General features: G+C 69.5%; 16 protein-coding genes. 1 reads left to right on the top strand and 15 read right to left on the bottom strand.

What is annotated here, in order from left to right; all coding sequences use genetic code 11:
* Window positions 1-55: 55 nt before the first annotated feature.
* Complete coding sequence (locus tag Sdi02f_RS11305) at window positions 56-1,885, top strand: glycoside hydrolase family 18 chitinase (RefSeq protein ID WP_030402727.1); 1,830 nt, start codon at window positions 56-58, stop codon at window positions 1,883-1,885.
* 19 nt (window positions 1,886-1,904) lie between these two features.
* Here Sdi02f_RS11305 and Sdi02f_RS11300 read toward each other — a convergent pair whose 3' ends face one another.
* The 15 genes from Sdi02f_RS11300 to prmC form a co-directional block, all read right to left on the bottom strand.
* Window positions 1,905-2,351: a DUF2550 domain-containing protein gene (locus Sdi02f_RS11300; RefSeq protein ID WP_030402728.1), complete on the bottom strand. Its 447-nt coding sequence runs from the start codon at window positions 2,349-2,351 to the stop codon at window positions 1,905-1,907.
* 142 nt (window positions 2,352-2,493) lie between these two features.
* Entirely contained in the window at window positions 2,494-2,868 is a 375-nt protein-coding gene (locus Sdi02f_RS11295; RefSeq protein WP_030402729.1) for a F0F1 ATP synthase subunit epsilon, read from the bottom strand.
* 131 nt (window positions 2,869-2,999) lie between these two features.
* Window positions 3,000-4,436 (bottom strand): F0F1 ATP synthase subunit beta, encoded by a 1,437-nt coding sequence (gene atpD, locus Sdi02f_RS11290; protein ID WP_030402730.1) that lies wholly within the window; start codon window positions 4,434-4,436, stop codon window positions 3,000-3,002.
* Window positions 4,436-5,353 (bottom strand): F0F1 ATP synthase subunit gamma, encoded by a 918-nt coding sequence (locus tag Sdi02f_RS11285; RefSeq protein ID WP_030402731.1) that lies wholly within the window; start codon window positions 5,351-5,353, stop codon window positions 4,436-4,438. The genes atpD and Sdi02f_RS11285 overlap by 1 nt, the downstream gene beginning before the upstream one ends.
* Before the next feature lie 21 nt (window positions 5,354-5,374).
* Window positions 5,375-6,964, bottom strand: coding sequence for a F0F1 ATP synthase subunit alpha (gene atpA, locus Sdi02f_RS11280; RefSeq protein WP_031184748.1), 1,590 nt, complete (start codon window positions 6,962-6,964; stop codon window positions 5,375-5,377).
* Window positions 6,965-7,123: 159 nt separating this feature from the next.
* Window positions 7,124-7,939 carry a F0F1 ATP synthase subunit delta gene (locus Sdi02f_RS11275; RefSeq protein ID WP_030402733.1) on the bottom strand — a complete coding sequence of 272 codons (816 nt, stop codon included), beginning with the start codon at window positions 7,937-7,939 and terminating at the stop codon, window positions 7,124-7,126.
* Between the two features lie 5 nt (window positions 7,940-7,944).
* Window positions 7,945-8,499, bottom strand: coding sequence for a F0F1 ATP synthase subunit B (locus Sdi02f_RS11270; protein WP_031082743.1), 555 nt, complete (start codon window positions 8,497-8,499; stop codon window positions 7,945-7,947).
* Window positions 8,500-8,540: 41 nt separating this feature from the next.
* On the bottom strand, window positions 8,541-8,771 hold the full coding sequence (atpE, locus tag Sdi02f_RS11265) for an ATP synthase F0 subunit C (protein WP_024884520.1): 231 nt from the start codon (window positions 8,769-8,771) through the stop codon (window positions 8,541-8,543).
* 72 nt (window positions 8,772-8,843) lie between these two features.
* The gene (gene atpB, locus Sdi02f_RS11260; protein ID WP_031082739.1) at window positions 8,844-9,665 is read right to left on the bottom strand and encodes a F0F1 ATP synthase subunit A; all 822 of its coding nucleotides are present in this window, start codon (window positions 9,663-9,665) and stop codon (window positions 8,844-8,846) included.
* 225 nt (window positions 9,666-9,890) lie between these two features.
* Window positions 9,891-10,325: a Cg1360 family ATP-synthase-associated protein gene (locus tag Sdi02f_RS11255; protein WP_030402737.1), complete on the bottom strand. Its 435-nt coding sequence runs from the start codon at window positions 10,323-10,325 to the stop codon at window positions 9,891-9,893.
* Window positions 10,326-10,587: 262 nt separating this feature from the next.
* A complete protein-coding gene (locus Sdi02f_RS11250) occupies window positions 10,588-11,895 on the bottom strand; it encodes an MraY family glycosyltransferase (protein WP_030402738.1) in 1,308 nt (435 codons plus the stop codon).
* Window positions 11,896-12,038: 143 nt separating this feature from the next.
* Window positions 12,039-13,295, bottom strand: coding sequence for a serine hydroxymethyltransferase (glyA, locus tag Sdi02f_RS11245; RefSeq protein WP_030402739.1), 1,257 nt, complete (start codon window positions 13,293-13,295; stop codon window positions 12,039-12,041).
* A gap of 156 nt (window positions 13,296-13,451) precedes the next feature.
* A complete protein-coding gene (locus tag Sdi02f_RS11240; RefSeq protein ID WP_030402740.1) occupies window positions 13,452-14,132 on the bottom strand; it encodes an arsenate reductase/protein-tyrosine-phosphatase family protein in 681 nt (226 codons plus the stop codon).
* The gene (locus tag Sdi02f_RS11235) at window positions 14,129-14,776 is read right to left on the bottom strand and encodes an L-threonylcarbamoyladenylate synthase (protein WP_030402741.1); all 648 of its coding nucleotides are present in this window, start codon (window positions 14,774-14,776) and stop codon (window positions 14,129-14,131) included. The genes Sdi02f_RS11240 and Sdi02f_RS11235 overlap by 4 nt, the downstream gene beginning before the upstream one ends.
* 50 nt (window positions 14,777-14,826) lie before the next feature.
* Window positions 14,827-15,666: a peptide chain release factor N(5)-glutamine methyltransferase gene (prmC, locus tag Sdi02f_RS11230; RefSeq protein ID WP_030402742.1), complete on the bottom strand. Its 840-nt coding sequence runs from the start codon at window positions 15,664-15,666 to the stop codon at window positions 14,827-14,829.
* Window positions 15,667-15,675 lie beyond the last annotated feature (9 nt).

Here is a 15,675-nt window from a genome sequence, read left to right as displayed (position 1 = left end):
GCGGGCATGAGGCTCAGTCATGCCCTCGACAACATCCCCATAAAAGGAGGCGCACATGCGCTTCAGACACAAGGCCGCGGCGCTCGCAGCGACCCTGGCGCTCCCCCTCGCCGGACTGGTCGGACTCGCGAGCCCGGCGCAGGCGGCCGGCAGCGCGACGGCCACCTTCCAGAAGACCTCCGACTGGGGCTCGGGCTTCGGCGGCCAGTGGACGGTGAAGAACACCGGCACCTCCTCGCTCAGCTCCTGGACCGTCGAGTGGGACTTCCCCGCCGGCACCAAGGTCACTTCCGCCTGGGACGCCACCGTCACCAATTCCGGCGACCACTGGACCGCCAAGAACGTCGGCTGGAACGGGACGCTCGCCCCCGGCGCCTCGGTCTCCTTCGGCTTCAACGGCAGCGGCCCCGGCTCCCCGGCCAACTGCAAGCTCAACGGCGGCAGTTGCGACGGCAGCTCGGTCCCCGGCGACCAGGCCCCCTCGGCGCCCGGCACGCCCACCGCCTCCAACATCACCGACACCTCGGTGAAGCTGTCCTGGACGGCGGCCACCGACGACAAGGGCATCAAGAACTACGACGTCCTGCGCGACGGCGCGACCGTCGCCACCGTCACCGGCACCACCTACACCGACAACGGCCTCACCAAGGGCACCGACTACTCGTACACCGTCAAGGCCCGCGACACCGCCGACCAGACCGGTCCGGTCAGCGGCGCCGTGAAGGTCACGACCACCGGCGGCGGGGACGGCGGCAACCCCAACCCCGGTGCCGAGGTCAAGATGGGCTACTTCACCAACTGGGGCGTCTACGGGCGCAACTACCACGTGAAGAACCTGGTCACCTCCGGCTCCGCCGACAAGATCACGCACATCAACTACGCCTTCGGCAACGTCCAGGGCGGCAAGTGCACCATCGGCGACTCCTACGCCGACTACGACAAGGCGTACACCGCCGACCAGTCCGTCGACGGCGTCGCCGACACCTGGGACCAGCCGCTGCGCGGCAACTTCAACCAGCTCCGCAAGCTGAAGGCCAAGTACCCGCACATCAAGATCCTCTACTCCTTCGGCGGCTGGACCTGGTCCGGCGGCTTCCCGGACGCCGTGAAGAACCCGGCCGCGTTCGCGAAGTCCTGTCACGACCTGGTCGAGGACCCGCGCTGGGCCGACGTCTTCGACGGCATCGACCTGGACTGGGAGTACCCGAACGCCTGCGGTCTGAGCTGTGACGAGACCAGCGCCCCCAACGCCTTCAGCAGCATGATGAAGGCCATGCGCGCCGAGTTCGGCCAGGACTACCTGATCACCGCGGCCGTCACCGCCGACGGCTCGGCGGGCGGCAAGGTCGACGCCGCCGACTACGGCGAGGCGTCGAAGTACATCAACTGGTACAACGTGATGACGTACGACTTCTTCGGCGCATGGGACAAGCAGGGCCCGACCGCCCCGCACTCGCCGCTGACCTCGTACAACGGCATCCCGCAGCAGGGCTTCACCACCGCGGACGCGATGGCGAAGTTCAAGTCCAAGGGCGTGCCGGCCACCAAGCTCCTGATCGGCATCGGCTTCTACGGCCGCGGCTGGACCGGCGTCACGCAGTCCGCGCCCGGCGGCACCGCCACCGGCCCGGCGGCCGGCACCTACGAGGCGGGCATCGAGGACTACAAGGTCCTCAAGAACAGCTGCCCGTCCACCGGCACCGTCGCCGGCACCGCGTACGCCCACTGCGGCACCAACTGGTGGTCCTACGACACCCCGGCCACCATCAAGTCCAAGATGGACTGGGCGGAGCAGCAGGGCCTCGGCGGCGCCTTCTTCTGGGAGTTCAGCGGCGACACCGCCAACGGCGAGCTGGTGAGCGCCATCGACAGCGGTCTGAAGTAGTCCCGAAGGGCCACAGGCCCTAAGCGACGTTGACGCGCTGACCGGGCGGGGCTGCCTCCAGCCACGCGAGGAATCCGGTCAGCGCGTCTTCGCTCATTGCCAGTTCGAGCCGTGTGCCCCGGTGCAGACAGGCCAGGACCACGGCGTCGGAGAGCAACGCGAGCTCCTCCTCGCCGTCCGGCATCCGGCGGCCGGCCACCTCGATCGCGGAGCGTTCCAGCACGCGGCGCGGGCGGGGGGAGTACGAGAACACCCGGTACCACTCGACCCGGTCGCCGTTGTAGCGGGCCACGCCGTACGCCCAGCCCTTGCCGCCGGCGTCGCTCTCCTCGGGGGCCTCCCAGCGCAGGGAGCAGTCGAAGGTGCCGCCCGATCGCTGGATCAGCCGGCGGCGCAGACCGAAGACGAAGAGCCCGATCACCACCAGGGCGACCACGATTCCGCACACAGTCAGAGCGAGGGCCATCGACACCGACCTCCTCGTCTCCTAGGTAACGGAACGGAAAAAACACCCGGATCTGCCTCAGCCGCGGCCGGGTCCGGATGGCTCCGGTCCCAGCCGCGGCTGAGTGACGTCATGGCATGACGCTATCGCACTGTGCTGTGGATCAGCGTCCCGCCGCAGCGCGCAGTCGGACGTCCGCGCGGCGCTCGGCGTGGGCGTCGCCCTCCGCCTTCGCGCGCTCGAGCTCGCGCTCCACGTGGTGGACGTCGATCTCGTCCGCCAGCTCGGCGGTCTCGGCCAGCAGCGACAGCTTGTTGTCGGCGAACGAGATGAAACCGCCGTGCACCGCGGCGACGACCGTCCCGCCGTCACTCGTACGGATGGTCACCGGGCCCGACTCCAGCACACCGAGCAGCGGCTGGTGACCGGGCATGACGCCGATGTCGCCGGACGTGGTGCGCGCGACGACCAGGGTGGCCTCGCCGGACCAGACCTCTCGGTCGGCCGCGACCAGCGCGACGTGCAGCTCAGCAGCCAAGGTGGCTCCTCGGGTCACCACCCGGCGGGAGAGCCGGGTGTTGGTTACAAGTCTAAGGGGCGTGCCGGAGGGGACGGGACGCGCCCGCCCCCTCCGGATGGCGAGCCGTGCGGCTCACCGTGAGCCGAGGCTCAGGAGACGCCCAGCTCCTTGGCGTTGTTCTTCAGGTCCTCGATGCCACCGCACATGAAGAACGCCTGCTCCGGGAAGTGGTCGTACTCGCCGTCGCAGATCGCGTTGAAGGCCGCGATCGACTCGTCCAGCGGGACGTCCGACCCGTCGACGCCGGTGAACTGCTTGGCGACGTGGGTGTTCTGGGACAGGAAGCGCTCCACGCGACGGGCGCGGTGGACGACGAGCTTGTCCTCTTCGCCCAGCTCGTCGATACCGAGGATCGCGATGATGTCCTGCAGGTCCTTGTACTTCTGCAGGATGTTCTTCACGCGCATCGCGGCCTGGTAGTGGTCCGCCGCGATGTACCGCGGGTCGAGGATGCGGGACGTCGAGTCCAGCGGGTCCACGGCCGGGTAGATGCCCTTCTCGGAGATCGGACGGGACAGAACCGTCGTCGCGTCGAGGTGGGCGAAGGTGGTGGCCGGGGCCGGGTCGGTCAGGTCGTCCGCGGGGACGTAGATCGCCTGCATCGAGGTGATCGAGTGACCACGGGTCGAGGTGATGCGCTCCTGGAGGAGACCCATCTCGTCGGCCAGGTTCGGCTGGTAGCCCACCGCGGAGGGCATGCGGCCGAGCAGGGTCGACACCTCGGAACCCGCCTGGGTGAAGCGGAAGATGTTGTCGATGAAGAACAGCACGTCCTGCTTCTGGACGTCACGGAAGTACTCGGCCATGGTCAGGCCGGCCAGCGCGACGCGCAGACGGGTGCCCGGCGGCTCGTCCATCTGACCGAAGACCAGCGCGGTCTTGTCGATGACGCCCGACTCGCTCATCTCGTCGATGAGGTCGTTGCCCTCACGGGTGCGCTCACCGACACCGGCGAACACGGAGACACCGTCGTGGTTGTTGGCGACGCGGTAGATCATCTCCTGGATGAGCACCGTCTTGCCGACGCCGGCGCCGCCGAACAGACCGATCTTGCCGCCCTTGACGTACGGGGTCAGCAGGTCGATGACCTTGACGCCGGTCTCGAACATCTCGGTCTTCGACTCGAGCTCGTCGAAGTTCGGGGCCTTGCGGTGGATCGGCCAGCGCTCACCGTCGTACTGCTCGTCGACGTTCAGCACCTCACCGAGGGTGTTGAACACCTTGCCCTTGGTGAAGTCGCCGACCGGGACGGAGATGGCCGTGCCCGTGTCGGTCACCGGGGCCTGGCGGACCAGGCCGTCGGTGGGCTGCATGGAGATGGTGCGGACCAGGCCGTCACCGAGGTGCTGGGCGACCTCGAGGGTCAGCGTCTTGAGCTCACCCTCCTTGGCCGGGTCGGCCACCTCGACGTGCAGCGCGTTGTAGATGTCCGGCATCGCGTCGACGGGGAACTCCACGTCGACGACCGGGCCGATGACCCGGGCGACGCGGCCCGTGGCCGTCGCGGTCTCAACAGTGGTGGTCATTAGTTGTCACTCCCCGCGGTCGCGTCGGCCAGGGCACTGGCGCCACCGACGATCTCGCTGATTTCCTGGGTGATTTCGGCCTGGCGGGCCGCGTTGGCAAGACGGGAGAGCGTGTTGATCAGCTCGCCCGCGTTGTCGGTGGCCGACTTCATCGCGCGCCGCGTGGCGGCGTGCTTGGAGGCAGCCGACTGCAGCAGCGCGTTGTAGATCCGGCTTTCGACGTAGCGCGGCAGCAGGGCGTCGAGGACGTCCTCCGCCGACGGCTCGAAGTCGTACAGCGGAAGGATCTCGTCCTTCGTGCCCGACTCCTCGGCCACCTCGTCGAGGCTCAGCGGCAGCAGCCGGGAGTCGACCGCCGTCTGCGTCATCATCGAGACGAACTCGGTGTAGACGATGTGGAGTTCGTCCACGCCGCCGTCGGCCGTGTCCTTCTCGATGGCCTCGATCAGCGGCGCCGCGACCTGCTTGGCGTCCGCGTACGAGGGCTCGTCGGTGAAGCCCGTGAACGACTCCGCGACCTTGCGCTCGCGGAAGTTGTAGTGGGCCAGGCCACGCCGGCCGACGATGTACGTGTCGACCTGCCGGCCCTCACGCTCGAGGCGCTCGGTGAGCTGCTCCGCCGCCTTGATGGCGTTGGAGTTGAAGGCGCCGGCCAGACCGCGGTCGCTCGTGAGGAGCAGGACCGCGGCACGGGTCGGGTTCTCCGCCTCCGTGGTGAGCGGGTGCTTCGTGTTCGACCCGGTGCCGACCGCCGTGACCGCGCGGGTCAGTTCCTGCGCGTACGGCGTGGAGGCCGCCACCTTGCGCTGCGCCTTGACGACGCGCGAGGCGGCGATCATCTCCATCGCCTTGGTGATCTTCTTGGTCGCGGTGACGGATCGGATGCGACGCTTGTAGACCCGGAGCTGGGCTCCCATGAGTCAGGTCCCTTCCTTACGTCACTTGGCGGTGGACGGGGCGTCCTCGCCGAGCAGCTTGCCGTCCGAGGTCTCGAACTGCTTCTTGAACGCGGCGACGGCGTCGTCGATGGCCTGGATCGTGTCGTTCGACATCTTGGCGCCCTCCTTGATGGAGGTCATCAGGCCCTGCTCCTGGCGGTGCAGGTACTCCAGCAGCTCCTTCTCGAAGCGGCGGATGTCGGCGACCGGCACCTCGTCCATCTTGCCGTTGGTACCGGCCCAGACGGAGACGACCTGGTCCTCGGTGGCCATCGGCTCGTACTGGTTCTGCTTGAGCAGTTCGACCATGCGCTGACCGCGCTCGAGCTGCGCCTTCGAGGCCGCGTCCAGGTCGGAACCGAAGGCGGCGAACGCCTCCAGCTCGCGGTACTGGGCGAGGTCCACGCGCAGTCGGCCGGAGACCTGGCGCATCGCCTTGTGCTGGGCGGAGCCACCGACGCGGGAGACCGAGATACCGACGTTCAGGGCCGGGCGCTGACCGGCGTTGAACAGGTCGGACTCCAGGAAGCACTGGCCGTCGGTGATGGAGATGACGTTGGTCGGGATGAACGCCGAGACGTCGTTGGCCTTGGTCTCGACGATCGGCAGACCGGTCATCGAGCCGGCACCCATGTCGTCGGAGAGCTTCGCGCAGCGCTCCAGCAGACGGGAGTGCAGGTAGAAGACGTCGCCGGGGTAGGCCTCGCGGCCCGGCGGGCGGCGCAGCAGCAGCGACACGGCGCGGTAGGCGTCGGCCTGCTTCGACAGGTCGTCGAAGATGATCAGGACGTGCTTGCCCTCGTACATCCACTGCTGGCCGATGGCCGAGCCGGTGTACGGCGCCAGGTACTTGAAGCCGGCCGGGTCGGACGCCGGGGCGGCCACGATGGTCGTGTACTCCAGCGCGCCGTTCTCCTCCAGCGCGCGGCGGACCGACGCGATGGTGGAGCCCTTCTGGCCGATGGCGACGTAGATGCAGCGGACCTGCTTGTTCGGGTCGCCGGTACGCCAGTTGTCGCGCTGGTTGATGATCGTGTCGACGGCCAGGGCGGTCTTGCCCGTCTGGCGGTCGCCGATGATGAGCTGACGCTGGCCGCGGCCGATCGGCGTCATGGCGTCGACGGCCTTGTAGCCGGTCTCCATCGGCTCGTGCACCGACTTGCGCTGCATGACCGTGGGGGCCTGCAGCTCGAGGGCGCGGCGGCCCGAGGTCTCGATCTCGCCGAGGCCGTCGATCGCGTTGCCGAGCGGGTCGACGACGCGGCCGAGGTAGCCCTCGCCGACGGCCACGGAGAGGACCTCACCGGTACGCGAGACCGGCTGCCCCTCCTCGATGCCGCTGAACTCACCGAGGACGATGGCACCGATCTCGCGCTCCTCGAGGTTGAGGGCGAGGCCGAGGGTGCCGTCCTCGAACTTCAGCAGTTCGTTGGCCATGGCCGAGGGCAGGCCCTCGACCTTCGCGATGCCGTCGCCGGCAAGGGTGACCGTACCGACCTCCTCGCGCGAGGCCGCGTCCGGCTTGTACGACTGGACGAAGTTCTCCAGTGCGTCCCGGATCTCCTCCGGCCGGATCGTGAGCTCCGCCATCTGAGTTCCCTGCTCTCCTTGTTGGGCCCGAAGTTTCACTTGGGGGGTATTCCACGAGTCGGGACTCCCCCCAATGAGAGGTGAATCCTCTGCACGGCCCAACCAGGGCCGTCGTAAGTACGTACTGCTACTGCTTGCTGTGCTGTTGTCTCGGGGCCGTCAGCTCGCCAGACGGCGGCCGGCGTCCTCCAGGCGGTCCGCGACGGAGCCGTTGATGACCTCGTCACCGACCTGCACCCGGATCCCGCCGAGGACCTCGGGGTCCACGTCGAGGTTGAGGTGCATCGGACGGCCGTAGACCTTCGCGAGGGCCGCGCCGAGGCGCTGCTTCTGCGTGTCGCTCAGCGGCACCGCCGAGGTGACCACGGCGACCATCCGGTCGCGCCGGTCGGCGGCGAGCTTGGACAGGGACTCGAGTCCCGACTCCAGGCTACGTCCCCGCGGCGCGGTGACAAGGCGCGTCACCAGACGCTCGGTGGTCCGCTCCGCCCGGCCGCCGAGCAGGCCGCGCAGCAGCTCGCTCTTGGCCGCGGTGGTGGCCGACCGGCTGGTGAGCGCGGCGCGCAGCTCCGTGCTGGACGAGACGATCCGGCCGAACCGGAACAGCTCGTCCTCCACGTTGTCGAGCCGGCTCCGCTTCTGGGCGGCGGTGAGGTCGGCGATGTTCGCCAGCTCCTCCAGCGCGTCCACCAGGTCGCGGGACTGCGACCAGCGGGAGCGCACCATGCCGGCCACCACGTCGACGGCGGTGCCGCTGACCTGGGTGCCGAGGAGACGCTGGGCGAGTTCGGCCTTGGCCTCGCCGGACTGCGCCGGGTCGGTGAGGACCCGACGCAGCGACACCTCGCGGTGGAGCAGCGCGGTGACGGCGGCCAGCTCGTCGGCGAGCGAGCCGGCGTCGACGGACGTGGAGTCCGTCAGCGCGTCGAGACGCTCACGTGCGGCGGCAAGAGCCTCGCGGCTCGCTCCGTGCATCCCACTCATCGGGTTGCCTCTGCCGTCGTCGCCTTGTCGTCCAGCTCGTCCAGGAAGCGGTCGATCACACGGCTCTGGCGGGCGTGGTCCTCGAGGGACTCGCCGACCAGCTTGCCGGCCAGCTCGGTGGCCAGCTTGCCGACGTCCTGGCGCAGCGCGGACGCGGCGGCCTTGCGGTCGGCCTGGATCTGGGCGTGACCGGCGGCGATGATCTCCTCACGCTGCCGCTGGCCTTCCGCGCGCATCTCGGCGATGAGCGTGGCGCCCTGCTCCTGTGCCTCCTGGCGCAGTCGCGCGGCCTCGTGCCGGGCCTCGGCGAGCTGGGCCTTGTACTGCTCGAGGACGCTCTGGGCCTCGGTCTGCGCGGCCTCGGCCTTCTCGATACCGCCCTCGATGGCCTCGCGACGCTCTTCCAGAACCTTGTTGATGTTCGGGAGGAGCTTCCAGGCGAGGAAGCCGAAGACGATGACGAAGGCGATCAGGCCGATGACGAGCTCGGGGATCGGCGGGACGAGGGGATTCTCCATCTCCTCGGCCGCGATCTGGAGCATCGGGCTCATGGGTTTGCCTTTCGTCTAGTCGGCGGGAAGTTGATCCGCGATTACTTGCCGTAGACGAACGGCATGACCAGACCGATCAGGGCGAGCGCCTCACAGAAGGCGAAGCCGAGGATCTGGTTGGCGCGGATCAGGCCGGCCGCCTCGGGCTGACGGGCCAGGGCCTGGGTGCCGTTACCGAAGATGATGCCGACGCCGACGCCGGGGCCGATGGCAGCGAGGCCGTAACCGATGGAGCCGAGCGAGCCGGAAACAGCGGCAAGGGTCTGGGACATGCCAGTTCTTCCTTTTCTTTACGGACCGGTGGGGGTTGGCCACCGGACGATCAGGGGTGTGGTGCGGGGCGCTCAGTGGTGCTCGGCGAGCGCGCCCTGGATGTACGTGCACGTGAGGAGCACGAAGACGTACGCCTGAAGTGCCTGGATGAAGAGTTCGAAGGCCGTCATGACGATCGTCATCACGAACGAGACCCCGGCGTAGGCGATGCCGACGCCGTTCAGCAGGTACCAGCTGGCGATCGTGAAGAGCAGCAGCAGCGTGTGGCCTGCGAACATGTTCGCGAAGAGCCGGACGGCGTGCGTGAAGGGCCGCACCAACAGGTTCGAGAAGAACTCGATGAGCATGGCCAACGGCAGAACAGCGCCCAGGGACTTGTCGTAGCCGGTGACGTTCTTGAAGAAGCCGACGAAGCCGTGCCGCTTGAACGTCAGGGAGACCCAGAGGACGTAGACGATCAGGGCCAGCACCGCCGGGTAGGCGATGATCGACGTCACCGGGAACTGGGCGACCGGGATGATCGACCAGAGGTTCATCATCCAGATGAAGAAGAAGAGCGAGACGACCAGCGGGACGTACTTCTCGCCTTCCTTCTTGCCGATGGTCTCGTAGACAACGCCGCGACGGATGAAGTCGTAACCGGTCTCGGCGACCATCTGCAGCTTGCCCGGCACGACCTTCGGCTTGCGGAAGGCCGCCCAGAAGAAGCCGACGATGACGATGGAACCGAGCAGGGCCAGCAGCATCGGCTTGTTGAAGTACAGGTTGCTGTCCGCATCGCCCCAAAGGGGCTCGAACAGGAACGAGTGCAGGCCGGGAGCCGGGAAGCCACAGCCGTCGAAGATGTGGCAGTCGGTCTCGAAGGCGAGCACCTGCGTCGGGTCAGCACTCACCGCGGGCTCCTTCAGCGTGGCGCATGGATACGGCAACCTCGTTGTGTCGGCGCGGCGCGGGGCCGCTGTTCGGCACGGGACTGGTGTTTCGGGTGTGGGGGCGGCAGTGGGGCATCTCGCCTCGCGATTCAACAGGCGTCGGCTCGGATGCCCGCGCCCGCGATGCCGCAGTTGGCACCGGACGATAGCAGGAGTTCACATGCCTCTTTATCCCGGCCCTACCCCTCACGACGAGTGGCCCGTCTTCTCGGGCTTCTCGGTCGACGACTCGGGCTCGACGTAGAGGATCTTGGCCTTCATGTGCGCCCGCGTCTGCGCGGCGATCCACGCGAGCGTGACGGCGACCAGAGTGATCGCGAAGGACCGGGGGTTGAACAGCGTCGTGTTCTTGAACGCGGCGAGGAAGACGAACAGCAGCAGGATCTGTGCCGCGTAGAGCATCAGGCCCATCGCCTGGAAAAGGTGCGGAAGCGATCTGGCAGTGCGCTGCAGGACGTAGAGCCCGATTCCCATGAAGAGCATCGCCACCACGGTCGCGACGACGGCTCCGACCGCGCCCTTGCCGCCGGCCACCACGGCACTGACGACGGCGGCGACGGCGCCGACGGCAGCCGTGGGCACGGCAGCCTGAAGCAGGATCCGGACGTCATTGGACGGCATGGCGGCAACTCCGCTTTCAACACACAGGGGGCAGGTGTCGTCATGGACGAGCGTAGCCCCGAGCCGGACGAGGTCCTCACTTACAAGAGGCCGTCGCACTACGGCCCTTGGGCTCTACCCGGGGGATACTCGTGAACCGTATCACAAACTATTTGATGAGGTCTTTACCTCTGGGTGTGCTTGCTGTCACACGTGAGTGTGACCGTGCGCGTTTGTGCCATCACGGGGTCAACTTGTCTGGTAATGCGGCGTTTTGCCGCCCTTACCTGACCCCCCTCGTACGGTGCCCGACCGCGGTCGCCCCGTTGACGCCCGAGACGCCCGCGGTGACCGGGACGCGCTCCTCCTCCTCGTCCGCGACCGCCGCGCCGCCGTCCTCGCTCACGGGGACGGCAGCCGCCCTGCGGCGCCGGTAGCGCGGCGGGACGAAGCTCTCCGCCCAGCGGGGGGCGCGCGGGGTGAAGCGCGGCAGCAGGAGCAGCACCAGCCCGATCGCGCTGAGGAAGACGACGCTCAGCACGATCCACATCGACGCCGCGTTCACGGAGTAGGCGAGCGCGCCGAAGGCGATCAACGCCGAGAAGAAGTACATGATCAGCACCGCGCGGCTGTGCGAGTGCCCGATCTCCAGCAGGCGGTGGTGCAGGTGCCCCCGGTCCGCGGCGAACGGCGACTGACCGCGCCAGGTGCGGCGCACGATCGCCAGGATCAGGTCGGCGGCCGGGATGGCGATGATGGTCAGCGGCATCAGCAACGGGATGTACACGGGCACCATCTGGTGCACGGCGTTGCGTTCGGAACCGGAGAACAGCTTCATCACGTCCGGGTCGACCTGCCCGGTGACCGAGATCGCGCCGGCCGCCAGCACCAGCCCGATCAGCATCGACCCGGAGTCGCCCATGAAGATCCGGGCCGGGTGCATGTTGTGCGGGAGGAAGCCGAGGCACATGCCCATGAGGATGGCCGCGAAGAGCGACGCGGGTGCCGCCGCCTCGATGCCGTACGAGTACCAGATCCGGTAGGCGTACATGAAGAACGCCGCCGCGGCGATGCACACCATGCCCGCCGCGAGACCGTCCAGGCCGTCCACGAAGTTGACCGCGTTGATGGTGATGACGACGAGGGCCACCGTCAGCAGCGTGCCCTGCCACTGCGTGAGCGCGACCGTGCCGACGCCCGGTACCGGGATCCACAGGATGGTCAGGCCCTGGACCACCATCACGCCGGCGGCGATCATCTGGCCGCCGAGCTTGATCAGGGCGTCGATCTCGAACTTGTCGTCCAGGACGCCGATCAGCCAGATCAGGGCGGCTCCGGAGAGCAGGGCGCGCGGCTCGTTGGACTTCTCGAAGACCTCGTTGAGGTTGGTGAGGTGGTCGGCGACCAGCAGGCCGGCGCAGAGTCCGAAGAACATGGCGATCCCGCCGAGCCGCGGAGTGGGTTCCCGGTGCACGTCACGTGCCCGGATCTCCGGCATCGCTCCCGCCACGATCGCGAACTTGCGTACCGGCCCTGTCAGCAGATACGTCACCGCGGCCGTGATGCAGAGCGTCAGCAGGTATTCACGCACGGGCTTCCCCACAGGTCTCGCTGGCCATCCTCAACCTCACACCCTAGCGATGCGCCTGGCAATGCAACGCATACGGTGGAGGACTTACGGGTAGCGACGATGGTTGCACGTGTGGCCGTGTACGCCCGTACTCCTACCCGTCCTCAGTCCGGGTACGGCGGGAATTGCGCGGTCAGGTCCCGTACGTCCGCCCGCGCCGCGGCCGGGTCCGTCGTCCCGCGCAGCACCCCGGCGAGCAGCGTGGCCACCGCCCGCATCTCCCGCTCCCCCATGCCCTGCGTGGTGACCGCCGCCGTGCCCAGGCGCAGGCCGCGGGCGTCGCCGTGCGGCAGCGCGCAGCAGTCCAGGACGATCCCGGCCGCCGCGAGCCGCCCCCGCGCGGTCTTCCCGTCGACGCCCAGCGGGGCGGGGTCGGCGGTGATCAGGTGGGTGTCGGTGCCGCCGGTGGTGACGACGAGGCCCTCGGCGGCCAGGTGGGCGGCGAGGGCCCGGGCGTTGGCGACCACCTGGTGGGCGTAGGCGGCGTACGCGGGGGTGGCCGCCTCGCCGAAGGCGACGGCCTTGGCGGCGATGGTGTGCATCTGCGCACCGCCCTGCGTGAACGGGAAGACGGCCCGGTCGACGCGTTCCGCCAGTTCGCTCCCGCACAGGATCATGCCGCCGCGGGGTCCGCGCAGCACCTTGTGCGTGGTGGCGCAGACGATGTCGGCGTACGGCACCGGGCTGGGCGCCGCTCCCCCGGCGACGAGCCCGATGGGGTGCGCGGCGTCCGCGATGAGGTAGGCGCCCACCTCGTCGGCGATGTCGCGGAAGGCGGCGTGGTCGAGGTGGCGGGGGTAGGCGATGGAGCCGCAGACGATCGCCTTGGGCCGGCGGGCGCGGGCCAGGGTGCGCACCTGGTCGTAGTCGATCAGCCCGGTCTCCGCGTCCACGCCGTAGCCGACGAAGTCGAACCAGCGGCCGGAGAAGTTCGCGGGCGAACCGTGGGTGAGGTGTCCGCCGTGGGGCAGGCCGAGGGCGAGGACGGTGTCGCCGGGGCGCAGGAGGGCGGCGTAGGCGGCCAGCACGGCGGAGGAGCCGGAGTGGGGCTGCACGTTGGCGTGCTCGGCGCCGAAGAGGCCCTGGGCGCGTTCGACGGCCAGCCGCTCGGCGACGTCGACGATCTCGCAGCCGCCGTGGTGACGGGCGGCCGGGTAGCCCTCGGCGTACTTGTTGGCGAGCGGTGAGCCGAGGGCGGCCAGCACGGCGGGGGACGTGAAGTTCTCGGCGGCGATCAGCTGCAGGGTCGTCGACTGGCGGCGGCCTTCGGCGTACAGGATCTCGGCCAGCTCGGGATCCTGGCGCGACAGGACTCCGAGCGAGCCGTCATCGGCCTCGATGATGTCGTGGGTGACCGACATGGTGCGCTCCGGGCGTGCGTCGACGGTGACGTACGACCAATGTAGGCCCGGCCCGGCGAAGCCGCCCGGTGTGGGCGCGCCTGCGGCCCGTGCTCGCGCGGGGCCCCCGTCGGCGCCGCCGCGGCCGGGAGACCCGCCCGGGGGGCCGTCGCCGCCTCACGCCCGCGCGGGGACCCCCGTCAGCGCCGTCACGACGGGGTCCAGCGCCTGGTGTATCTCGTCGCCGATGGAGCGGAAGAAGGTCAGCGGGGCGCCGTAGGGGTCGTAGACCTCGTCCGCCTCCGCGGTGGGCGCGAGGAGCCACCCGCGCAGAGCGGCGGCCGCGCGGACCAGGGCGCGTGCGCGGGTGACCACGCCGTCCTCCAGGGGAGGCAGCGTCGCCGGGTCGATGGCGTTCACCAGGCGGGTGAACTCCTTGAGCGTGAAGGTGCGCAGGCCCGCCGAGTGACCCATGGAGATGACCTGGGCGCGGTGGTCCCGGGTCGCGGTGAGGACCAGGTCCGCGCGGATCACGTGCTCGTCGAGCAGCTCGCGGCCGGTGAACCCGGCCGGGTCCGCGCCGAAGTCCGTGAGGACGGTCTCGGCGTTCGCTTCCATGGGGGCGCCCTCGTGGCCCCAGGTGCCGGCGCTCTCCACGATCAGGCCGCCGCCGAGCACGCCGAGCCGCTCCTGCACCGCGTGCCGGGTCAGCCGCTCGGTGATGGGCGAGCGGCAGACGTTTCCGGTGCTGACGTGGAGGATGCGGAAGCTGTCGCGCGGAAGGCCCACGAACGTGGTCGTGATCTCCGCGGCGCGTTCCCCGTTGCCTATGCCACGCCCCGTCTCAGGGGCCGTCAATTCGCCACCTCGAGGTCGGGTACCACCTTGCGCAGCTCCTCCGCCGACAGCGCGCCCGCCCGCAGCAGCACCGGCACCTCGCGGGTGACGTCGACGATGGACGAGGGGACGTTGCCGGGGGTGGGGCCGCCGTCGAGGTAGACGGAGACGGAGTCGCCGAGCATCCGCTGGGCGGCGTCGCAGTCCTCGGGGGCGGGGTGGCCGGTCAGGTTGGCCGAGGAGACGGCCATGGGGCCGACCTCGGTGAGCAGCTCGATGGCGACGGGGTGCAGCGGCATCCGGACGGCGACCGTGCCGCGGGTCTCGCCGAGGTCCCACTGCAGGGACGGCTGGTGCTTGGCGACCAGGGTCAGCGCGCCGGGCCAGAAGGCGTCGACGAGTTCCCAGGCCATCTCGGAGAAGTCCGTGACCAGGCCGTGCAGGGTGTTGGGCGAGCCGATGAGGACCGGGGAGGGCATGGTGCGGCCCCGTCCCTTGGCCTCCAGCAGGTCGCCGACGGCCTCCGCGGAGAAGGCGTCGGCGCCGATGCCGTACACGGTGTCCGTCGGCAGCACCACGAGCTCGCCACGGCGGACGGCGGACGCGGCCTCGCGCAGACCGGTCACTCGGTCGGTCGCGTCGTTGGTGTCGTAACGCCGTGCCATTTAGCGGGCCTCCTCGTACACGTACTGCGGTTTGAGAGTCGTCGGGGTGTTCACGGCAGCGCCTTGCGGGCGGTGGCGAACCTGGGCCGGTTGTTGAGGTCGGGGTGGTCGGCCGCGTCGGCCCAGCCCCGCTCCTCGGCGAAGATCCACGGCACCTGGCCGCCCTGGGTGTCGGCGTGCTCGACGACGACCACGCCGCCGGGGCGCAGCAGGCGGTGCGCGGTGCGTTCCAGGCCGCGGATGAGGTCGAGACCGTCCTCGCCCGAGAACAGGGCCAGCTCGGGATCGTGGTCGCGGGCCTCGGGGGCGACGTACTCCCACTCGGTGAGCGGGATGTACGGCGGGTTGGAGACGACGAGGTCGACCTGGCCGTCGAGGTCCGGGAAGGCGGTCAGGGCGTCGCCCTGGCGCAGTTCGACCCTGGACCCCTCCATGTTCCTGCGCGTCCACTTCAGGGCGTCCTCGGACAGCTCCACGGCGTACACGCGCGAGCGGGGCACCTCCTGGGCGAGCGCGAGCGCGATGGCGCCCGAGCCGGTGCACAGGTCGACGATGCAGGGCTCGACGACGTCCATGGCCCGGACCGCGTCTATGGCCCACCCGACGACCGACTCGGTCTCGGGGCGGGGCACGAAGACGCCGGGGCCGACCTGGAGCTCCAGGTAGCGGAAGTAGGCGCGGCCGGTGATGTGCTGGAGCGGCTCGCGCGCCTCCCGGCGGGCGACGACCTCCCAGTACCGGGCGTCGAAGTCCGCGTCCGGCACGGTGTGCAGCTCGCCCCGCTTGACGCCGTGCAGGTACGCCGCGAGCTCCTCCGCGTCGGTGCGCGGCGAGGGCACGCCGGCGTCGGCCAGCCGCTGGGTGGCCTGGGCCACCTCCGCGAGCAGCACACTGCGGGG

Origin of the sequence: Streptomyces ardesiacus, assembly GCF_003112575.1 — a bacterium.
In the GTDB taxonomy this organism is placed as follows: domain Bacteria; phylum Actinomycetota; class Actinomycetes; order Streptomycetales; family Streptomycetaceae; genus Streptomyces; species Streptomyces ardesiacus.
This window is presented reverse-complemented; position numbering and strand designations above follow the sequence as displayed.